We start from the raw sequence: 18,863 nt of genomic DNA, 5'->3' as shown, positions 1-18,863 counted from the left end.
TTCTGCGCGTACCCAGCCTGCGCAACGTTGCGACCACAGCGCCCTATTTTCATGACGGCAGTGCCGCAACACTCGATGACGCCGTTCGCAAAATGGGCGTGGCGCAGCTGAACTCGACGCTGACGGACGAGCAAGTCAAGGCCATCGTTGCCTATCTGGGAACCTTGACCGGGAAATACCGCGGCGCGCAGGTCGGAGCTGCACCATGAGAATGACGCCTGTCGTGGTCTTCGTGTCATTTTTGCTTCTGTTGCTGACCTGGCTATTGCTGGGCGGGTTGAACTTCAACTCGACGCGCTTTGACCAGCAGCTCGAGGCGCTCGATCATTTCTCCAGGCTCGAGCGCGCCCTGAATCGCGAAGTATTGACGGCACGCGCGGGCTTGTCACGAAACTACGATGAGCTTGCGCGCCTGACCGACGCTTACGATGACTCTGTCCACCAGTTGCGCGATGCCGCCAGCTCAGACGCAGAGGAGGAGGCCGCAATCGACGTTCTGGCCGTAGGCGCGCATCGGCAGCAAGACCTTGTCGAGCAGTTCAAGAGCAGAAATGCACTGCTGCGAAACTCCTTCCTCTATTTTGGTATGTTCAGCGCCCGTCTCGCCGCCTCGGACCGCACGTCGGTCGTCGCTGCTGCCACCACGCTGTCGGCGGCCATGCTGCACCTCACGCTGGACACATCGCCGGCCGCGGCGCGCGACGTCAAGGATCGGTTGGAACAACTGGCACGCTTGCCAGATCCGGGCGACGACGCTGCCTCAATACAGGCTGCGATTGCACATGGCGGCCTGCTGCATGACCTGCTGCCGGCGACCGACGCCGCGCTGAAGGCGTTGATCGCCGCAGCAACCACGCGCGAGCAGGATGCGGTTCGTGCACTGGTTATGAAGCGCCAGCTCGCCGCACGTGCATCGGCGCGTCGGTACCGGGTACTACTCTACGGCACGTCCTTGGCGTTACTTGGTGCGCTGATTTATCTTGGACTGCAATTGCGGGCGCGCGCGATTGCGCTGCACCGGCGTGCCGCGTTTGAGCACGTGATCGCGGGCATATCGATGCGCTTCATCAATGCGCAGCCGCACGGTATCGACGCTGGGATCACGCGGGCTCTCGCCGACATGTCGGAGTGCATCGGTTGCGACCGCGCCTATTTTGTGTCGAGCGGTGCCGCGCCGCGGGAGCACGTCTGGTGTAGGCCGGGCATAAGTTCTCCACCGGACTGGCCGCGACGCGCGATGGCGCTGACGGCCCGGTTTGAGCCGTCCGCCGATGGAATCATCCATGTTCCGCGCGTCGACCGCATGCCGATCGGTGAAAACAAAGAATCCTGTGTGGCCCTGGGCCTGGGCGGATGGGCGTGCGCGACGCGCGTTACCAAGGACGGTGTCGCCGTCGCCCTGGGGTTCGGCGCAATTGATCGAGCCTGTCGTATCACCTCCGCAAGCGAACTCAGCCTGCTCCGGATGGCGCTTGATACGATCGTGTATGCGCTGGAGCGGCATTGCATGGAAAACGAACGCTCGCGGCTGGAGGCGCGCCTGCAGGAGGCCCGTCGCATGGAGACGGTGGGCACCTTCAGCAGTGGTATCGCACACAACTTCAACAATATTTTGGGTGGCATTCTCGGCCATACCGAGATGGCGGAGGAACATCTCGATCCAGATGCAAGATCGCGCCGCAATCTGGATGCCATCCGGCGAGGCGCGGAGCGGGCGCGGGATCTGGTCGACCAGATCCTTACATTCGGACGTCGTCGCGAGGGGAGGCGGGAACCTGTCTGCGTCAAGACATTGGTCGCCGAAGCGAAGTCGCTACTCGCGCCATCGTTGCCTGCCCACATCGAAATCGCGGTGAGCGAAACGTCCGAGACGGCGGTCGTTTCGGCCGAGCCCGCGCAATTGCAGCAGGTCATCCTGAACATCTGCAACAATGCCGCTCAGGCGATGGACAAGCCGGGCGTCATCGAGATTCAAATCGCCACAAGGGAGATGACCGATGCCGCAATGATTGGCCGGATCGCGATCAATCCCGGTCGCTTCGTCGTGGTCTCGATTTCCGACCCGGGGCGCGGTATGGACGAGGCGACATTGCCGCGGATCTTCGAGCCATTCTTCACGACGCGCCTGAACGGCAATGGCTTTGGACTTGCCACTGCGCGCGACATTGTCCTGGAGCACAATGGGGCGCTGCAGGTGCAAAGCGCCCCGGGGGCCGGAACACGATTCGACATCTGGCTTCCATCAGTCCCGTCCCTTGCGCCGATATCTCTTCAGCGTGCGCCCGGCTCGGATGGTCGCGGTGTCGGTGAAGCCGTGCTGGTGCTTGAGGCCGACCGCGAGCGCCTGCTGCGGCACGAGGAAATTCTGGCGGCGCTCGGTTACGAAGGAGTCGGCTTCACCGGGCTGCAGGAAGCCGTGCAGGCTTGCGCGGTGCCCGGGCGCTTCGACGCAGCCCTCGTGTGTCACCAGCCCGGCTCGAGTCTTGCCATCGATTTCGCCACGAAAATGCGTAAGCTTGCGCCCAACCTGCCGATCATCTTGGCGACGAGTTCAGCGCGGGATCTGGAAGCGCCACTGCTAGCTGCTTCCGGCGTCTCCGAAGTGGTTCACCATCCGCTCACCTCTGCGGACCTGGCCGGCGCCTTGTCACGGTGCCTGACGAACTCGGCAGGCGCGCGGCTGCAATCGTGGACCGCACGCGGTAACGTTCGATCTTTCAGGCAATGACAAAACGGGCAACCAAGATTACAACTGTAGTCTTATTTCCCGCGTCGGAGACAATGCCGTAGCGGATCTCCTGCAAATTCTTCGCATCAGCTTGCGGAGAATTTTGAATTGCCAACGTATTCCTTATCACGCCGGCCGTCGCTAGCGGTGCATCGACGCTCCATCCCGTTCGACCGGGCGCCGACAAGCAGGCGATTCATCGCCTCGGTGGGCACCGCCATGCGCCGTACGGCTATTCATTTACTCGCCAGACTGGCGATCGCCGCGACATGCACGAATTCGGCAGCGGCATTTGATGCCATGCACATCTCCCGTGTGACCGTTGCGACTGTCACCGGCACACATTCGCTTGAGCCTGGACGTGTTTCCCTCGCTAGACCGGTCGCAGGTCACGCGCGGTGGTTCTCCAGCGGCCGCCCGCCCTTCCACCGGCTCAATCAAAAGGGGAGACGCCAGATCATGACGCCGAAGACCGAAGAAGTTCGGGCTGATAGCCGCAGCTCATGCGCGCACGAGAGTGCGCGTTGCCGGCCGCCTGTGCGGGAAACAGACGCAAACTGCGTTTCGGTGAGAAAATGATCACGGAGAAAGTGCAATGGAAATGCAATCACGACAATCGCTCTGCGAGATCCACGGCATCAGAACTCAGCCACGGCGTCCGTCGCGATGGGGCACGATCGCGCGCTACGCCATCACCCGGCTCCGTGCGCTCCTGAAAGGAGTCAGGGCGGCTATCGAAGCCGAACTGGCGGCTCATCACGACATCGGAGAAATCGCCCGCATGAGCGATTACATGCTGCGCGATATCGGGATTACCCGAAGCGAAATTGAAGACAGGGTGCGCCGGCCCTGGACGAGTATGGATGACGAACCGGTCCGCCCGAGTGATGCCGGCCAGAACACCCAGGCTTTGCCGGCGGTCAACTCGCCCGGTCTTGTATCGGAAGGTCGGCCGGTACTGCAGGTAGGCGTGCCCACACATCCAGCGGCCAGCGGGCACTCAATGCCTACGAGCGGGAGCGTCGGGAGAAAGTCTATGCGATCGTCATGAGCAATCGTCAGGGTGGGCCAGAACGCGTGATCGACTTCGTTCTGTCGCGGCTTTCGGGATGCGATACCAATCTCGAAGACGCTGCGCCCTTCGAGGAGCGCAAGGCGATCGTCCAGGAATATTCGCACATAGCTGGTTATTCGGCTGATCAGTTGCGCGGGACGTCCCGCATCGCTGCATCGTTGAAGACTTGGAACACGGCCGCAGCTTCAATCAGGTTACTTAAACTAACACGACGAGGAGCAAGCATGACGACAGGAATAGAAGCTCTGGCTGCGTCCCTTGCAATTTCCACGAATTCCAAGGCTGCGATCGGTTCGGATCATGGCGCCCTCACTACCGAAGCGAAGCGATGTTGCGTTGCAGAGTCCTTGGCGAGATCCAGTTTCGATGCGACCTTGATTGCCCCGATACGCCACAGGTCACGCGCGATTGCGAGCGAAAGGGGCGCGGGAAGAGAACCTGATCCGGTGAAGCTCCTTCAGCCGCTTGTGGCGCAGGCGCACGCCATCTTGCGTGAGCGCTTTGAAGCAGGCGGCTCAGTCGAAGACTATCTACGCGACCGGGCGAAGCTTGCCGACAGCACGGTTGTCGGTCTGCTCCACATTGCATCGATATCCACTGGGCTACGTAGTCACAGCATGGTCGCTCCTCTCGGAGCAGTTGCAGTGGGCGGCTACGGACGAACGGAGCTGGCACCGGGCTCCGACCTCGACTTGCTATTTCTTCTCCCTGAAACCAGCCGGGCTTGCGCCGACGGCTGCGCGCCGGCGACGAAGGCCTGCATCAGTGCAGTGGTCGGCAGCCTCTGGGACCTCGGATTCAAGCTGGATCACGCGGTGCGATCGGCCAGCGAGTGCCTTGAGCTTGCACGGAACGATGCCACTGTTCTTTCCGGCTTGCTTGACCGGCGTTTTCTGTGGGGCGGTTTCGGTTTGTTCACTTCCCTCGACACCGCTGTCATGGCCCTCCTGTCCGGACCTGACACAGGACATTGGAGACACACGGTCGGGAGTTCCCTGTTGAGCACGGGTCGTTTGGCATTGTGCAAAATGCAGGGTCTGGAGGAGGAGCCTGATCTTAAACGGAGCCCCGGTGGCCTGCGAGACTTGCAGCGCGCAATCCGGATGAATGCGCGCGGATCGCGCCATTCAAGGTCATTCATCCACCCATCGCTTGTCGATGCGCACCGCTTCTTGTGGTCAGTGCGGTGTCATCTGCATTTGCTCGCCGGTCGGGCTGAAGATCGTCTGAGCTTATCTTTTCAACCCGGCATCACACGCCGGCTCGGATTGGATGCCTCACAGAGATCCGCTGTGCCGCTTCTGATGGACCTCGTTCGTTGGCACAGGCGGAGTGTTCTTGCGGCTATTGGCGGACCAGCCAGCGCTGGCGGCTACGCTGCCTTGATCGCAGTTGCGTGATAGGGGTCGGCGAGAATTGCGGCCCGCCTCGAGGCGAGCCACATTGACCTAATGAGCTGGTGACTACCGAGTGTCAGGCATGTCAACAACGGTAACGTTCGCATGAATCCATATGGTGGTAACGAGGAATCAGCGTCTCGCCCGACCGGGTCAGGCGACTGCAGCTTAAATAAATATGGCGGTGCCGGGCTGCTGACCTCATCCGCTGCGCGTGGTTGGTCGAATCTCGCGGCAGAGCTTCGTAGCCACAGCGGTACGGTCACTTGGAACAAGCCGCAGCCTGATGCCGAGATCTGCGTTGATGTCCGCGGCAGTCGGTCCGTCGTCACGCGAACGCTGGACGGGGTCACCGACTCGACCATCTCCAAACGCGGCACAATCTGGCTCCGGCCGGCCGGCGTGCAGGAGGGCCTGATTGACATGTCCGAGCCGCAGCCGGCGATCCTGCATCTTTACCTTTCGCCTTATCGATTCTCGGGCGACAGTTTGGGTCAAGATTTCGACACCACGGCGATCAGGTCGCTCCGCCACGAGGGCGGATTCCACGATCCGCTGCTGGCCGAGATCGCCTTTGCGATCATGTCCGAACTGGAGCACGAGACTTCCGCGGGCGGGCTGCTCGCCGAAACCCTCGCGCTGAGCTTGATGGCAAGACTCGTCCAGAAGCATGCTGATGGGGCGTCGTCCGGCGTCGTCACCCCAACTGCACGGGAAGGGCTTGAGCCGCGCAGACTTGCGCGAGTGCTTGACTTTATCGAAGCAAATTTGGAGGGCGATCTGACCGTGCCGCGGCTGGCGTCGGTTGCCTGCCTGAGCCAGTTCCATTTCGCGCGTGCCTTCAAGGCCGCCGTCGGTCAATCGCCGCATCGGCATGTCAGCGCAAGGCGCTTGGAGCGCGCCAAGGAACTGCTCTTTGACGCGGACCGGGCCTTGGTCGATATTGCCCTGTCGCTCAGTTTTTCATGTCAGGCCAATTTCACTCGTGCATTCCGGCAAGCCACGGGGCAGACACCGGCGCAATATCGGCGCAGCCTGATATACTGACGCCGGTGTCGATGTTGCGATCTGCGTTCGGTTCACCGCAAGAAATGACAACAACTGAGCAGGCGATGCGAAGCCACATTGCCTCGACAGGGATAATTGTTCGCTCATCCGTACACTGATCGCATGAAGGAGCGAATATGAAATCCGAACGGAAGGTTGCCATCATCACCGGCGCGTCGCGAGGCATTGGCGCGGCATTGCTTAGGGCCTATCGTGATATCGGCTATCACGTCGTTGCCAGCGCTCGTTCGATCGACAAGAGCTGTGATCCGTCGATAGCTGCGGTCGACGGCGATATCGCGAGCGCACAGACCGCCGATCGCATCGTGGGACTTGCCATCGAGCGCTACGGACGGATCGATACGCTCGTCAACAATGCCGGCGTGTTCATTGCAAAGCCGTTTACCGATTATTCCGAAGCGGACTTCGCCGCGATGGTCGGGGTCAATCTCGCGGGGTTCTTCCATCTGACACAGCGGGTGGCGGCGAGAATGCTGCTCGCGGGTTCCGGGCACATCGTCAATATAACGGCTACGATCGCCGTGCAGCCGATGACCTCGCTGGCGGCGGCGCTCGCGGCCCTCACCAAAGGCGGACTCAACGCGATCACCCGCTCGCTGGCGATCGAATACGCAACCCGGAACGTCCGCGTGAACGCCGTCTCGCCGGGGGCGATCGCAACGCCGATGCATGCGCCGGAGGCGCACGGCTTCCTCGCAAGCCTGCAGCCGATGGGCCGTATGGGCGAGCCACAGGAGGTCATCGATGCCGTGATGTATCTGGAGCGAGCGGCCTTTGTCACCGGTGAGATCATGCATGTCGACGGCGGCGCGTCCGCTGGTCGCTGGTAGGAGATGTGTCATGTGGTCCGAGAAACGGATTGTTGAACTGTTTGGAATCGAGCATCCCATCGTGCTGGCGCCGATGGCGGGATTGGGCACGGTCGACCTTGCGGCCGCGGTCTCGAATGCCGGCGGCCTCGGCTCGATCGGCTGCGCTATCATGGCGCCGGAGCTCATTGCGAAGAGCGTCGCGGAGCTCCGACGATCAACGCCGAAGCCGATCAACCTGAATTTCTTCTGCCACGATCCGGCAAAGGCCGACGCCGCTCGCGAGCGTGCCTGGCATGAGAAGCTTTCGTTCTATTATCGCGAACTGGGTATCGAAGCTGCAACGTTGACGCCGCGCCTCGATCTCGCTCCGTTCGGCGACGCGGCGTGCGCCGTGATCGAAGAGGTCAGGCCGGAGGTGGTGAGCTTTCATTTCGGTTTGCCCGAGCCCGGGCTGGTCGATCGGGTCAAGGCAGCGGGCTGCAAGGTGATCTCATCGGCGACGACGGTCGACGAAGCATGCTGGCTCGAAAAGCATGGCGCCGATGCGATCATCGCTCAGGGGTATGAAGCCGGGGGACATCGAGGCATGTTCCTCGAATCTGACCGCAAGCGCGCAGTCGCCTCGCAGGCCGGTACATTCGCCCTCGTGCCACAAGTCGCTGACGCCGTCAGCGTGCCCGTGATCGCTGCCGGCGGGATCGGGGATGGGCGAGGGATCGCGGCGGCGTTCGCGCTCGGAGCCGCCGGCGTGCAGATGGGGACTGCCTTTCTGCTTTGTGCCGAGTCGGCAACGCCCCCGGTCCATCGCGAGGCCCTGCGAAATGCGCGGGTGAACCAGACTGTCGTGACAAACGTGTTCTCCGGGCGGCCGGCCAGGGCTCTTGTCAATCGCCTTATCGCCGAGGTCGGTCCCTGGTCGGACGCGGCGCCGGACTTTCCGCTGCCCATGGGCGAACTGCCGCCGCTGCGTGCTGCGGCTGAGCAGAACCGGAGCACCGACTTCACGCCGCTCTGGTCAGGCCAGGCGGCCGCGCTTGCCCGGGTGATGCCCGCCGAAATGTTGATCGACATCCTTGTGTGGGAAACCGCCAAGTTTGGGTGGGTCTGCGGCGGCCCAGATAGCGTGCACGGGATCGCGTGACTTTGCGCAAAGCTGACGTCCGTCCGCTTTGTTGTATTGTAGGTGGGATCGTCCTCAGAGGACTGCGAAGAATCGGCGAACGAGATGTCAGAGAATGCTGAGAAACGAATGACACTAAACCGGACCGGCGGTCACGGTGCGTGCCTTAGAGGCTCAGGATTTGTGATGGCATCACCCGCGGCGTCCCGGTTAATGGCGCGTCAATCCACTTGGGCGACTGACCCAAGCATCCTTTCCAAAAGTCGGTCTGTCCGCAACGTCGGCATTTGAGAGGGATTGCAATGTCGGGCAAGGTCTCGAAGATCACGGTCTCCGTGTCCAGCCCGGTCGGTACAGCCTGGCCCATGATAGGGCAATGGATCAAAATATCTGGCATATAAAATGCTCATCGAAAACTTTCCCCTGCCGCCGATCCTGTTGCCTGAGTTCCTATGGTTGGCCGGTTGGTGGGGGCAACAACGCCGCCCGCTTGATACAACTACGGGCGGCGTTGCTCAACCGACATCGGCCCGAATCTGTTCAAGGGTTCGGGCCGAAGATACCACGGTATTTCACGGTGCAGGCTAGTTTCGCTGCGCGGTCCAATAGCCCGAGCAGCGCGCGCTTCCCGAATAGCCACTCCACGACCCTCGGCCGGAAGCGCCCGACAGCCTTCCAGAGCCCGAGGCATATTTGTCCTGAACCGTCACCGAAGCGCGAACGGCGCCCGACCGCGCGACGTAGCCTCTGAACCTGACGAGATTCGGATGCGAGACAATTCCATCGTTGATGTTGACTGAGAAGTTGTAGCTTGCATCGCAAGCGCCTCTTTGCGTCACAAAGACAAGGTCCCAGGATCCATCGTAGGCGGAGCGGGCCTCTGCTGCGGACGCAAAGGCGACAAGACAACCCCCGGCTGCCGCATAAGTGAAAATCTTTCTCATCTCTTTCTCCAAAGTTGTCGTCATCCAGCACCAAGCCGATTACCGGAAGCGCGAGACAGAATGCTTGTCCAGAGTTGCTCCAAAAGGTTCGCGCGCGTCGGCGCTCGTTCGCTGGCTCGGTTCATATGTGATGCGAGGGCCGCACCGCCCCAGTCCGTCGCGATGCACGATTGCTCACATCGGCGGCATCATTCCATTCTTTACCGCGCGTGATTTGACGCGCATGCGCTGTCATTGCGAGTAAAGCCGCGCAAATTGCGCCAAATTGCTGCTAACGAGAAGGCGGGCTCAGCGCATTTCGGATCAAGCAAGATCAACGGACGCAGCATTCGGCGGTCTGTCAGCGCGGCGGGTGAAGGGTCGCCGCTACGGCTGAGGGAGCGCGCTCCCAGACCTTGGTATGGTTCCGTGATCACTTCAGGTGGCTGACAGCTACCTAGGTTCGATTGAGCCGTTCGTCCCGATGGTCTTAGGGTGCATGCGTTGGAAGAACGCGGGCTCACCGCGTGCAGCAACGAAAGAAGGAAGATCGGCGAATAGCTACGATAAAGCCAAGAGGAGACGACGATGCCCAACTGCACCGAAAATCCTGGACATCGCAAAGCAACGCGATGCGCACTCTGTGACGGCAGGTTTGGTCTCGTCCGGTACTACTCGTGGCGGACCCCTCTTTGTTCCAAGACGTGCGTCGATCGCTTCAGAACTCGCCGGGAAAGTGATCGCAATTGGCTGACCTGGTTCCAAATCGCCTTGAACGAACTGCCGGAGAATCGCGCGAGGGCAATATGACTTTCCAGATCTCACAGCGAGGTAAGCAGTACTTGCAGACAGCACGGACGCTGCTTCGCGCTGCCCAAACCATGACCGACGAGGTGGTTGTGGCTCAGCTCAAGACCCTTGCCGACGACTACGAGCGGCGAGCCGAGAAGGCATCGCTTGCTGACGCGACCAAAGCGTTGGCCCGCGCTGCGACGTTGTCCGAACCCGAGTGGTAGGGTCAGTCGTGGCCAGCGCGGTTACGAGCCTCCTATTCCTTTGTTACTACATGCGGGGCTGCAAAAGCGGCCCGCCATACGTGATGCCGCCGACGTGACTAGTCGTGAAGGAGTTCTAGGTTGCGGCGACGCAGCACGATCCTCACTTGGCTAGTGCGAGGTAGATCTATCGGAGAAAAACCATGCGTTCTGTTCTGGCCCTGGGCCTTTTGATTATGCTGAGTGCCCCTGTCACCGCCGCTACGGCGCGTCATGCACACCGGCAGCATGCCGTTGTTCATTCCACCCGCGGCTTGATCATGGGTCCCGTTTCGGGTTGGGCCTATTCACCTCCGCCGCGCGCCCTCTATCAGCCGGACCCTTACAATGACCAACCAGAACTGGGTCATAATCCCTTTGCGGGCTGGGGTGGTTAAGATCCGTCAAGTGCGGATTTAGCTCGAAACCGCTTTGCGGCGATCGATTTCCGCCGGCCGGCCCGCGTAGACGGCACCGGGATCGGTTAGCGAGAGATGGAGCCAACCATGAAGTGCCTGAGACTACTGAGCGTGACCGCGGTGATGACCGCGATTTTGTCCCTCGCTACAGCAAGCACGAGTCTTGCTGCATCGCGTCACCACCAACATTGGGGCCGCGGATATCACAACTATTATGGTGGTGGCGGAGCCGGCTCTTGGAATAGCAATCCAAGGAATGCAGAGAGCGCCTGATAGATTGGACGCGACGAACGACCCCAGCGTCTGCCTTCCAGCGAAGCGGCGAGTCGTTGCCAATGGCAGCGGCGCTCTCCCGAACTTAAATCAAAGTCAAATAGTGAGCTGAAAGCGCATTTTGGGCGACCGGTAGACTATTCGGTTCTGATCTCGCTGGGCGACTTCTTCGTCCAGCGGCGAAATGCACGGCTCAATCTATCTGTGCGGCGACGAAGCGCAGAAGCAGCGCTGGCTTCCGCCCATGATGCGCTTCGAGAAGATCGGCTCGTTCGGCCTGACCGAGCCTTTGGTCGGCTCTGCCACGTCGGGGGGCATGCTGACGACCTGCCGGCGCGAGGGCGACGTCTGGATACTCAACGGCCAGAAGAAGTGGATAGGCAATTCCACCTTCGCCGACATCAACGTGATCTGGGCCCGCGAGGAGGGGTCGAACCAGGTCAAGGGCTTTGTCGTCGGAAAGGACAATCCGGGCTTTTCCGTCGAGAAGATCAGGACCAAGATGGCGCTCCGCGTCGTGCAGAACGGGCTGATCACCCTGAAGGATTGCCGCGTGCCTGAGGCGGACCGTCTGCAGAATGCCAACTCGTTCAAGGACACCGCCAAGGTGCTGAGGATGACGCGGACCGGAGTGGCATGGTTCGCCGTGGGCTGCCAGACGGGCGCCTACGAGCACGCGCTGCGCTACGCGACCGAACGGATGCAGTTCGGAAGGCCGATCGGCGGATTCCAGCTGGTCCGGGATCTCCTGGTGCGCATGCTCGGCAACGTCACGTCGACCCAGACGATGATGCTGCGTCTCGCCCAGCTCCAGGACGAAGGCGCGATGCGCGACGAGCACGCGTCGCTGGCGAAGGCATTCTGCACCGTCAAGTGCCGCGAGACCGTTGGCTATGCACGCGAGCTGCTTGGCGGCAACGGCATCTTGCTCGAGAATCACATCGGCCGTTTCGTGGCCGACGCCTAGGCGATCTACTCCTATGAAGGCACCAGGAAGATGAACACGTTGATCGTCGGCAAGTCGATCACCGGGTTGAGTGCCTTCGTCTGACGCGACGCAACGGAATTCCATCAGGGCGAGGGAAGATCAACACGACGGATCAACAAACTCACCGGCCAAGTTGGATTGTCGTGGACAGCCGGCCCATCGGGTGCCAGCTTTCAGCGGTGCCGATCTAAGCTATTGAAATTGGGGCGCTATTTCCGAGTGTGGCTGGGGAACCTGGATTCGAACCAAGACAAACAGAGTCAGAGTCTGTTGTGCTACCGTTACACCATTCCCCAACGGAATTGCCTAACGAATTCAACTATTTATTGAATTGTCGGGCGATGGCCGGCGACGCGCGCGGCGCAAATCACGGCTCAGGCGTGGTGGGTTTCTACCCGCTCGCCTCCAGGCTTGCAAGCGCTGCTGTGGAGCGGATTTTCGTGCCGCTCCAAGGGCGCAAAACCAGGCGATCAAAACCGCGGCCGGCGCGGGCAGGCGAGGTGGCGGCGCGCGCGACGGTTTGCCCCATCTTCAAAGCCCGAGACCGGGGTCGGGACGGCGCCTCCTCAATCGTCCTCGGGGCACGCAACCCCCAGAGGAGACCCGTGATGCCCTATGTCGATGGTTTCGTGCTCGCCGTGCCGAAGGACAAGATCGACGCCTACAAGGCGCTGGCGCGAACGGCGTGCGAGGTCTGGATGGAGCACGGCGCGCTCGGCTATGTCGAATGCATCGGTGACGACGTTCCCTATGGCAAAGTGACCTCGTTTCCGCGCGCGGTGATGGCGAAGGAGGACGAGATCGTCGTGCTGTCCTGGATCGTCTACCGCGACCGCGAAAGTCGCGATGCCATCAACAAGAAGGTGATGGAAGACCCGCGACTGAAGAACGCCGGCATGCCCTTCGACGGCAAGCGCCTGATCTTCGGCGGCTTCGAAACATTCATCGAGGTGCATCGCGCAAGGGCGAACTGACCGCCGGTAAACCTCGGGCGAAACGCGCCGCGAGCGCGAAAGCGTGTTCGCGATTGCGACGGACATTGCAAGGGTGACCCACACTCCGGTGCGCCGATGTCGTCCGCACCTGCCTATCCCGCATTGTGCAATCGCGTTCACCTTGCTGGTTCCGGACTGGCATGCCATCCTCCGCGCGCCAGGAAAAATCAAATGGAAGCAGGCTGCTCGCCGAAGCTTTCAAGCCTTAAAAATCTGGCCGGGGAAACCCTTTGGGAGGTCTGGTTCATGACATTGAAGTTCGCTACCCGGCTGCTCTGTGCGGCCGCGATGTGCGTTGTGCTTGCGGCTGGGGCGCAGGCTGAGGACAAGGTCGTCAAGATCGGAGTCATCTTGCCGATGTCCGGCGGCACGGCGTCGATCGGTGCGCATGCCAAGGCCGCGCTCGAAGTCGCGACCGACATCATCAACAACGCCCATCCCGAGCTCGACAAGCTGCCGCTTGCCACGAACGCCGGGCTCGCAGGCCTTGGCGGCGCGAAGGTCGAGGTTGTCATCGCCGACAACCAGGGCAGCCCGGCCACCGGGCAAAACCAGGCACTGCGTCTGATCACGGAAGAGAAGGTGGTCGCGATCCTCGGCGCCTACCAGTCCGGCATCACGCTGACCTCGAGCGCGATCGCGGAGAAATATGGCATTCCTTATCTGACGCCGGAATCGGTCGCCGCCAATCTCACCGAGCGCGGCTTCAAATGGTTTTTCCGCACCACGCCGATCGCGCCGGATTTCGTTCGCATCTACGATGATTTTTTGAGCGACATGAAGGCGGCCGGAGCCAAGACCGATACTATCGCGCTGGTCCATGACAACACCGAATACGGCACCTCCGTCGCCAACACGATCGCCACCGGGTTCAAGGCGAAGGGGCGCACCGGCGTCATCGACGTCGCCTACGCCGTCAACGCCACCGACCTGCAGGCGCAGGTGCTTCAGCTCAAGGAGAAGAAGCCCGATGTCGTGCTGATGATCTCCTACACGTCGGATGCGATCCTGTTTGCGAAAACCATGCAGTCGCTCGACTACAAGCCGCCGATGCTGCTGGCGGATGATGCCGGCTATTCCGATCCGTCCTTCATCAAGGCGGTCGGAAAGCTCTCGCAGGGCGTGTTCAACCGCTCGTCCTGGGCAGTTGGCCCCGCCGGCTCGCCTAGCGCCGTCATCGCCGACATGTACAAGAAGAAGAGCGGCGAGGAGATGGAGGATACGGTCGGGCGCGAGATGCAGGGCTTCTTCGTGCTGGTCGACGCCATCGACCGCGCGGGCTCGACGGATCCCGCGAAAATCCAGGCGGCGTTGAAGGCGACGGACCTCAAGCCCGAGCAACTCATCATGGGCTATAATGGCGTGAAGTTCGACGAGAAGGGGCAGAACGTGCAGGCGTCGGCCTACATCATCCAGCTTCAGGACGGCGAGAATTACGTTTCGGTATGGCCGAAGGGCAATGCCGAGAAGGTGCCGGTAATGCCCTACAAGGGCTGGTGACGATTTCGGAGGCGGGACCGGCGGTCCTGCCTTTTTGTTGATTTGAAGAGCAGCGCGGCTCATGTCCTTTGTCCTCGTGCAGGTGATCGTCGGCGGGCTCCTGCTCGGTGCCGTCTACGCCCTGTTTTCCTCCGGCCTCACGCTGGTGTGGGGCATGATGAACATCGTCAATTTCGCGCATGGCGATTTCGTCATGCTCGGCATGTACGTCGCCTATGTCGTCTACACCTTGATGGGCGCCGGGCCGCTTATGGGCGCGCCGTTGGCGGTGCTGGTGCTGGCGACGCTCGGCGTCGTGGTCTATTTCGGCCTGATCCGCGACATCATGAAGGGGCCGATGCTGGCGCAGATCCTCGGCACCTTCGGTCTCGCATTGCTGCTGCGCTATTCCGTGTTCTGGTGGTTCGGTGCCGACTTCAAGTCGTTGCCGCAGAATATCGTCGGCGGCACCTATGCGGTTGCGGGGCTGCGCCTCGAGGCCTCGCGGCTGCTCGCCGGCGTCGTCGCGTTGCTGGTGACGCTCGGCCTGCACCTGTTGCTGACGCGCACCTCGCTCGGCTCGAAAATGCTGGCGGTGGCGGAAGATGCAACCGCGGCCCAGCTCATGGGCATCCGGCCCGACACGATGCAGGCAATCGCCTGGGCGATTGCCGCGGGTGCAACGGGACTTGCCGGCGCGCTGATCGCGAACTTCTTCTACATCGTGCCGACGGTGGGCGAAACGCTCGGTATCGTCGCCTTCGTCACGGTCTCGCTCGGCGGCTTCGGCAGTGTGCCCGGTGCGCTGGTCGCGGGCCTCCTGATCGGCGTCATCGAGTCGCTGTCGGGATTCCTGATCGGCGCGGTCTACAACGACATCGTCGTCTACATCCTGTTCCTGTTCTTCCTGTGGTTCCGGCCGCAAGGCCTGATGGGGAAGATATGATGCAGCGCTGGCTCTGGCTGTCGGTGCTATCAGCGGTCGCGATTGCCTATCCCCTGCTGCTGTCCTCGCCGTTCCAGCAGCGCCTCGGCGCGTTGGTGCTGCTCTATGCGATCGCGGCCTCGGCCTGGAACATCGTGGGCGGCTATGCCGGCCAGGTCTCGGTCGGCCATGTCGTGTTCTTCGGCTGCGGCGCCTATGCGGCGATGGGAGCCTACGCCAAGTTCGGTCTGTCGCCACTATTCGGTATTCCCGGTGGCATCGTGATTGCGGTGGCGCTGGCGGCCGTCATCGGCGTGCCGACACTGCGCCTGTCAGGCCACTATTTCAGCATGGCGACGATTGCGGTTGCCGAGACGATGCGGCTGATCGTCACCAACACCGATTATCTCGGTGCGGCGGTGGGATTGAGTGGACCGACGGTCGCCCGCAACATCTTCGATCTCTCGTTCATCTCGTCGTTGCCCTACTACTATCTCTTCCTCCTCGTCCTTGTGATCACGCTCGTCATCACCTGGTGGATGGCCAACAGCCGGATGGGATTTTATTTGCGTGCAATCAAGGATTCCGAGCGTGCCGCGCGCTCGCTCGGAGCGCCCGCGAGCCGCACGAAACTCTACGCATTCATGCTGAGCGCGGCACTGACGAGTGTCGCCGGGGCGCTTTATGCGATGATGTTCGGTTTCGTCGACCCCGAGTCCGGCCTTGGGATCCTGATCTCCGTGAAGATCCTGATCATGGCCGCGCTCGGCGGAGCGGGGCTTCTGTTCGGCCCGCTGGTCGGCGCAGCAATCCTCGTGCCGCTGGAGGAAATCTCCAACAGCGTGCTTGGCGGCAAGGGCGCAGGCCTCACCTTCGTGGTTTACGGCGCGATCATCGTGCTGATCGCGCGCTTCCAGCCCGGCGGGATTTTGAGCCTCTTCAAGCGACGGTCCAAGCCGGGAAGCGAAGCGGGAGCGCCTCATGCTGCTTGAAGCGCGCGGTATCACAAAGGCCTTCGGCAGCTTCAAGGCCGTCGACGATGCTTCCGTGTCGCTGGAGCAGGGCGATATCCTCGGCCTGATCGGGCCGAACGGCGCCGGCAAGTCGACCTTTTTCAACTGTCTCACCGGCGATCTCAAGACGACCTTGGGCCGCGTGCGGTTCGAAGGCCGTGACATCACCGATCTCGCGGCGGAGCGGCGCGCACAGCTCGGGCTCGCGCGCACCTTCCAGGTGCCGCAGACGTTCGAGGGCATGACAGTGCTTGAGAATGTCATGATCGGCGCCTTCCTGCGTGCCACGCATCGCGCTGAAGCCGAAGCCAAGGCACGCGCGGTGCTGGAGCGGGTCGGGATGATCAGGCTGGCGGATGCGCCGGCGCGCTCGCTCGGCACGCCCGGCCGCAAGCGGCTGGAGATCGCCCGCGCGCTTGCGACCGAGCCGAAGGTGCTGCTGCTCGACGAAGCCATGGCCGGCCTCAATGCGCACGAGGTCAAGCTCGCGATCGATCTCGTGCGCGACATCCATCGTGCCGGCATCACGCTCGTCATCGTCGAGCACATCATGGAAGTGATCATGTCGCTGGCGAGCCGGGTGATGGTGTTCCACCAGGGCAAGGAGATTGCTCGCGGCAACCCGCGTGAGGTAACGGCCAACCCGGCGGTGATCGCGGCCTATCTCGGCACGCGTGCCGCCAAAGCGGCTGCCGGCCACACACCGATCGAACTGATGGGCGGCCCCACATGAGCGGGCTTCTGCTGCGGATCGAGCACCTCGAAGTGCGCTATGGCGACCTGATCGGCGTGTCCGACGTGTCGCTGGAGGTGCCCGAGGGCAGCATCGTCGCGCTGCTCGGCTCAAATGGCGGCGGCAAGACCACGACGCTGAACGCGATCGCAGGCCTGATCCCAGTACATGCCGGAACGATCAGCTTTCGCGGCGAGGCGATCGCCGGCCAAAGCGCCTTTGCGATCGTGCGCAAGGGGCTCGCACTCTCGCCGGAGGGCTGGCGGCTGTTCGTGCAGCAGAGCGTCGAGAACAACCTCCTGCTTGGCGCGACGCCATTGCACGACAAGTCGCGCAAGGCGGCGCTGCTCGAGCGCGTCTACGAGATCTTTCCGCGGCTCAAGGAGCGCCGCAACCAGTGCGCCGGCACCATGTCCGGCGGCGAGCGGCAGATGCTCGCGGTCGGCCGTGCGCTGATGAGTGACCCAAAACTGTTGATGCTGGACGAGCCGTCGCTCGGGCTGGCGCCGGCGGTCGTGGAGTCCATGTACGAAACCTTCGGCCGCCTGCATCGCGAGGGCCTGACCATCCTGCTTGCCGAGCAGTCGATCGAGCTCGCCCTCGAAGTCTCAGATTTCGCAACCGTGTTGCAGGTGGGCAGAAGCGTATTGGCCGGCACCGCGACGGCGCTGGCGAACGATCCGCAGGTGCAGAAGGCCTATCTGGGGGCAGGGTAAGGGGCGGATCCGTTACTTGATCCTGTCGTAGGCGGCCGCAAAGTCATTCAGCGGCATCGGAATGTTGATGGTCTCCTTGGACATGTTCTGGAAGGAGACCTTCAACTGCTTTCCGGATTTCAGCGCTGCGAGCAGCTCCGCGGAAATCGGCGTTGAGACGTAGCAGCCGCGATTCTCGCAGGTCTGGATCGGCAGGTCGACCGTCTTGCCCTCGTCGACCTGGAGCTTGGCGCCGACGGGGATATTGAGGCCGAGCGGGAGCTGGATCAGCGCGGTGGGCACGCGGGTGTCGGCGGGCACGCGGATGTTGATCAGCACGATGAGCTGCCCCGTCTTGGTCAGCACCGCGTTTTGCTCGATCGCGCATTCCAACGGCGCTTCGCGGCTCGCGCTGGTGCAGCGCGCGGCCCAGCCGGCCTGCGGTGCCGGCGCGACGTCGGCCTGCGGCTGCGCCGCAGGAGCCGCGGGCTGCGCGGCCTGGGGCGGAGCAGCCTTGGGCTCGGCCTTGGACTTGGTGCCCTGGGCGTATGCGGATCCGCTCCACAGCAAGGCAACCGACAGGAGGGCGGCAAGATTGGAGCGCACGGGCATGAAATATCGCTTTGGCTTGAAAGGAGGAAAACGTGCCGGAATTGGAAGCGCGGCGTTGGCTTACTCGGCTGCTTCCTTGACCGTGCCGTGTTCGGTCGTCTCGTGCTCGCTCTCCTTGGAGCGGCCCCAGCCGGAGAACCAGTTGGAGAACTCGTCGAGATAGAGATAGACCACGGGCGTCGTGAACAGGGTCAGGGCCTGGCTGACGATCAAGCCGCCGACCATGGCATAGCCGAGAGGCTGGCGGATTTCGGCACCGGTGCCGTGCCCGAGCATCAGGGGCACGCCGCCGAGAAGGGCCGCCATCGTCGTCATCATGATCGGGCGGAAGCGGAGCAGCGCGGCCTGGCGGATCGATTCCGCCGGAGTCTTGTGCTCGTCGCGCTCGGCCGCGATCGCGAAGTCGACCATCATGATGCCGTTCTTCTTCACGATGCCGATCAAGAGGATGATGCCGATCAGCGCGATCAGGCTGAAGTCGAACCCGGCCGCCATCAGGATCAGCAGCGCGCCGACGCCTGCCGAAGGCAGGGTCGAGAGAATCGTGATCGGATGGATGTAGCTCTCGTAGAGA

At 62.1% G+C, this 18,863-nt stretch carries 16 protein-coding genes, 1 tRNA gene and 1 pseudogene; 15 read left to right on the top strand and 3 right to left on the bottom strand.

All coding sequences use genetic code 11. The features are described from left to right. From SO180_RS38720 to SO180_RS38680, 9 genes and pseudogenes are all read left to right on the top strand, one after another. A pseudogene (locus SO180_RS38720) lies at positions 1-209 on the top strand (cytochrome-c peroxidase); the annotation flags it as partial. Continuing rightward, on the top strand, positions 206-2,728 hold the full coding sequence (locus SO180_RS38715; protein WP_449384050.1) for a two-component system VirA-like sensor kinase: 2,523 nt from the start codon (positions 206-208) through the stop codon (positions 2,726-2,728). The pseudogene SO180_RS38720 and the gene SO180_RS38715, both read left to right, overlap by 4 nt. Positions 2,729-3,323: 595 nt before the next feature. Continuing rightward, positions 3,324-3,779 carry a DUF1127 domain-containing protein gene (locus tag SO180_RS38710; protein WP_449384049.1) on the top strand — a complete coding sequence of 152 codons (456 nt, stop codon included), beginning with the start codon at positions 3,324-3,326 and terminating at the stop codon, positions 3,777-3,779. Further along, the gene (locus SO180_RS38705) at positions 3,776-5,203 is read left to right on the top strand and encodes a [protein-PII] uridylyltransferase family protein (protein ID WP_449384048.1); all 1,428 of its coding nucleotides are present in this window, start codon (positions 3,776-3,778) and stop codon (positions 5,201-5,203) included. Before SO180_RS38710 ends, SO180_RS38705 begins: the two co-directional genes overlap by 4 nt. A 102-nt stretch (positions 5,204-5,305) precedes the next feature. Next, positions 5,306-6,247, top strand: a complete 942-nt coding sequence (locus SO180_RS38700; RefSeq protein ID WP_449384047.1) for a helix-turn-helix domain-containing protein — start codon at positions 5,306-5,308, stop codon at positions 6,245-6,247. A gap of 137 nt (positions 6,248-6,384) precedes the next feature. Continuing rightward, on the top strand, positions 6,385-7,098 hold the full coding sequence (locus tag SO180_RS38695; protein ID WP_449384046.1) for an SDR family NAD(P)-dependent oxidoreductase: 714 nt from the start codon (positions 6,385-6,387) through the stop codon (positions 7,096-7,098). 10 nt (positions 7,099-7,108) lie between these two features. Next, positions 7,109-8,221: an NAD(P)H-dependent flavin oxidoreductase gene (locus SO180_RS38690; protein WP_449384045.1), complete on the top strand. Its 1,113-nt coding sequence runs from the start codon at positions 7,109-7,111 to the stop codon at positions 8,219-8,221. Between the two features lie 1,708 nt (positions 8,222-9,929). After that, positions 9,930-10,139 (top strand): hypothetical protein, encoded by a 210-nt coding sequence (locus tag SO180_RS38685; RefSeq protein WP_449384044.1) that lies wholly within the window; start codon positions 9,930-9,932, stop codon positions 10,137-10,139. An 894-nt stretch (positions 10,140-11,033) separates the two neighbouring features. Beyond that, on the top strand, positions 11,034-11,816 hold the full coding sequence (locus SO180_RS38680; RefSeq protein ID WP_449384043.1) for an acyl-CoA dehydrogenase family protein: 783 nt from the start codon (positions 11,034-11,036) through the stop codon (positions 11,814-11,816). Positions 11,817-12,059: 243 nt separating this feature from the next. On the opposite strand, the gene SO180_RS38675 is transcribed toward SO180_RS38680, so the two are convergent. Then, positions 12,060-12,133, bottom strand: a tRNA-Gln gene (locus SO180_RS38675). Positions 12,134-12,445: 312 nt separating this feature from the next. Between SO180_RS38675 and SO180_RS38670 the strand changes: the two genes are divergently transcribed. From SO180_RS38670 to SO180_RS38645, 6 genes are all read left to right on the top strand, one after another. Beyond that, positions 12,446-12,811, top strand: coding sequence for a DUF1428 domain-containing protein (locus tag SO180_RS38670; protein ID WP_449384042.1), 366 nt, complete (start codon positions 12,446-12,448; stop codon positions 12,809-12,811). A gap of 267 nt (positions 12,812-13,078) precedes the next feature. After that, positions 13,079-14,332, top strand: coding sequence for an ABC transporter substrate-binding protein (locus SO180_RS38665; protein WP_449384041.1), 1,254 nt, complete (start codon positions 13,079-13,081; stop codon positions 14,330-14,332). 61 nt (positions 14,333-14,393) lie between these two features. Continuing rightward, positions 14,394-15,257: a branched-chain amino acid ABC transporter permease gene (locus SO180_RS38660; RefSeq protein ID WP_449384040.1), complete on the top strand. Its 864-nt coding sequence runs from the start codon at positions 14,394-14,396 to the stop codon at positions 15,255-15,257. Further along, positions 15,257-16,228, top strand: coding sequence for a branched-chain amino acid ABC transporter permease (locus tag SO180_RS38655; RefSeq protein ID WP_449384039.1), 972 nt, complete (start codon positions 15,257-15,259; stop codon positions 16,226-16,228). Before SO180_RS38660 ends, SO180_RS38655 begins: the two co-directional genes overlap by 1 nt. Beyond that, positions 16,218-16,982, top strand: a complete 765-nt coding sequence (locus tag SO180_RS38650) for an ABC transporter ATP-binding protein (protein WP_449384038.1) — start codon at positions 16,218-16,220, stop codon at positions 16,980-16,982. The genes SO180_RS38655 and SO180_RS38650 overlap by 11 nt, the downstream gene beginning before the upstream one ends. Continuing rightward, positions 16,979-17,698 carry an ABC transporter ATP-binding protein gene (locus SO180_RS38645; protein WP_449384037.1) on the top strand — a complete coding sequence of 240 codons (720 nt, stop codon included), beginning with the start codon at positions 16,979-16,981 and terminating at the stop codon, positions 17,696-17,698. Before SO180_RS38650 ends, SO180_RS38645 begins: the two co-directional genes overlap by 4 nt. Before the next feature lie 12 nt (positions 17,699-17,710). On the opposite strand, the gene SO180_RS38640 is transcribed toward SO180_RS38645, so the two are convergent. Then, positions 17,711-18,289 carry an invasion associated locus B family protein gene (locus SO180_RS38640; RefSeq protein WP_449384036.1) on the bottom strand — a complete coding sequence of 193 codons (579 nt, stop codon included), beginning with the start codon at positions 18,287-18,289 and terminating at the stop codon, positions 17,711-17,713. Between the two features lie 60 nt (positions 18,290-18,349). Then, the coding region (locus tag SO180_RS38635; RefSeq protein WP_449384035.1) for an efflux RND transporter permease subunit at positions 18,350-18,863 on the bottom strand (514 nt) is incomplete at its 5' end.

The organism is Bradyrhizobium sp. UFLA05-112 (assembly GCF_053572325.1).
Note: the sequence above shows the minus strand (reverse complement) of the source record. Positions and strands in the feature narration are given on the sequence as shown.

Bases quoted from the DNA above. Each gene is read 5' to 3' on its own strand.
- SO180_RS38715 (WP_449384050.1), top strand. From the start codon at position 206: ATGAGAATGACGCCTGTCGTGGTCTTCGTGTCATTTTTGCTTCTGTTG.
- SO180_RS38710 (WP_449384049.1), top strand. From the start codon at position 3,324: ATGGAAATGCAATCACGACAATCGCTCTGCGAGATCCACGGCATCAGA.
- SO180_RS38705 (WP_449384048.1), top strand. From the start codon at position 3,776: ATGAGCAATCGTCAGGGTGGGCCAGAACGCGTGATCGACTTCGTTCTG.
- SO180_RS38700 (WP_449384047.1), top strand. From the start codon at position 5,306: ATGAATCCATATGGTGGTAACGAGGAATCAGCGTCTCGCCCGACCGGG.
- SO180_RS38695 (WP_449384046.1), top strand. From the start codon at position 6,385: ATGAAATCCGAACGGAAGGTTGCCATCATCACCGGCGCGTCGCGAGGC.
- SO180_RS38690 (WP_449384045.1), top strand. From the start codon at position 7,109: ATGTGGTCCGAGAAACGGATTGTTGAACTGTTTGGAATCGAGCATCCC.
- SO180_RS38685 (WP_449384044.1), top strand. From the start codon at position 9,930: ATGACTTTCCAGATCTCACAGCGAGGTAAGCAGTACTTGCAGACAGCA.
- SO180_RS38680 (WP_449384043.1), top strand. From the start codon at position 11,034: ATGCACGGCTCAATCTATCTGTGCGGCGACGAAGCGCAGAAGCAGCGC.
- SO180_RS38670 (WP_449384042.1), top strand. From the start codon at position 12,446: ATGCCCTATGTCGATGGTTTCGTGCTCGCCGTGCCGAAGGACAAGATC.
- SO180_RS38665 (WP_449384041.1), top strand. From the start codon at position 13,079: ATGACATTGAAGTTCGCTACCCGGCTGCTCTGTGCGGCCGCGATGTGC.
- SO180_RS38660 (WP_449384040.1), top strand. From the start codon at position 14,394: ATGTCCTTTGTCCTCGTGCAGGTGATCGTCGGCGGGCTCCTGCTCGGT.
- SO180_RS38655 (WP_449384039.1), top strand. From the start codon at position 15,257: ATGCAGCGCTGGCTCTGGCTGTCGGTGCTATCAGCGGTCGCGATTGCC.
- SO180_RS38650 (WP_449384038.1), top strand. From the start codon at position 16,218: ATGCTGCTTGAAGCGCGCGGTATCACAAAGGCCTTCGGCAGCTTCAAG.
- SO180_RS38645 (WP_449384037.1), top strand. From the start codon at position 16,979: ATGAGCGGGCTTCTGCTGCGGATCGAGCACCTCGAAGTGCGCTATGGC.
- SO180_RS38640 (WP_449384036.1), bottom strand. From the start codon at position 18,289: ATGCCCGTGCGCTCCAATCTTGCCGCCCTCCTGTCGGTTGCCTTGCTG.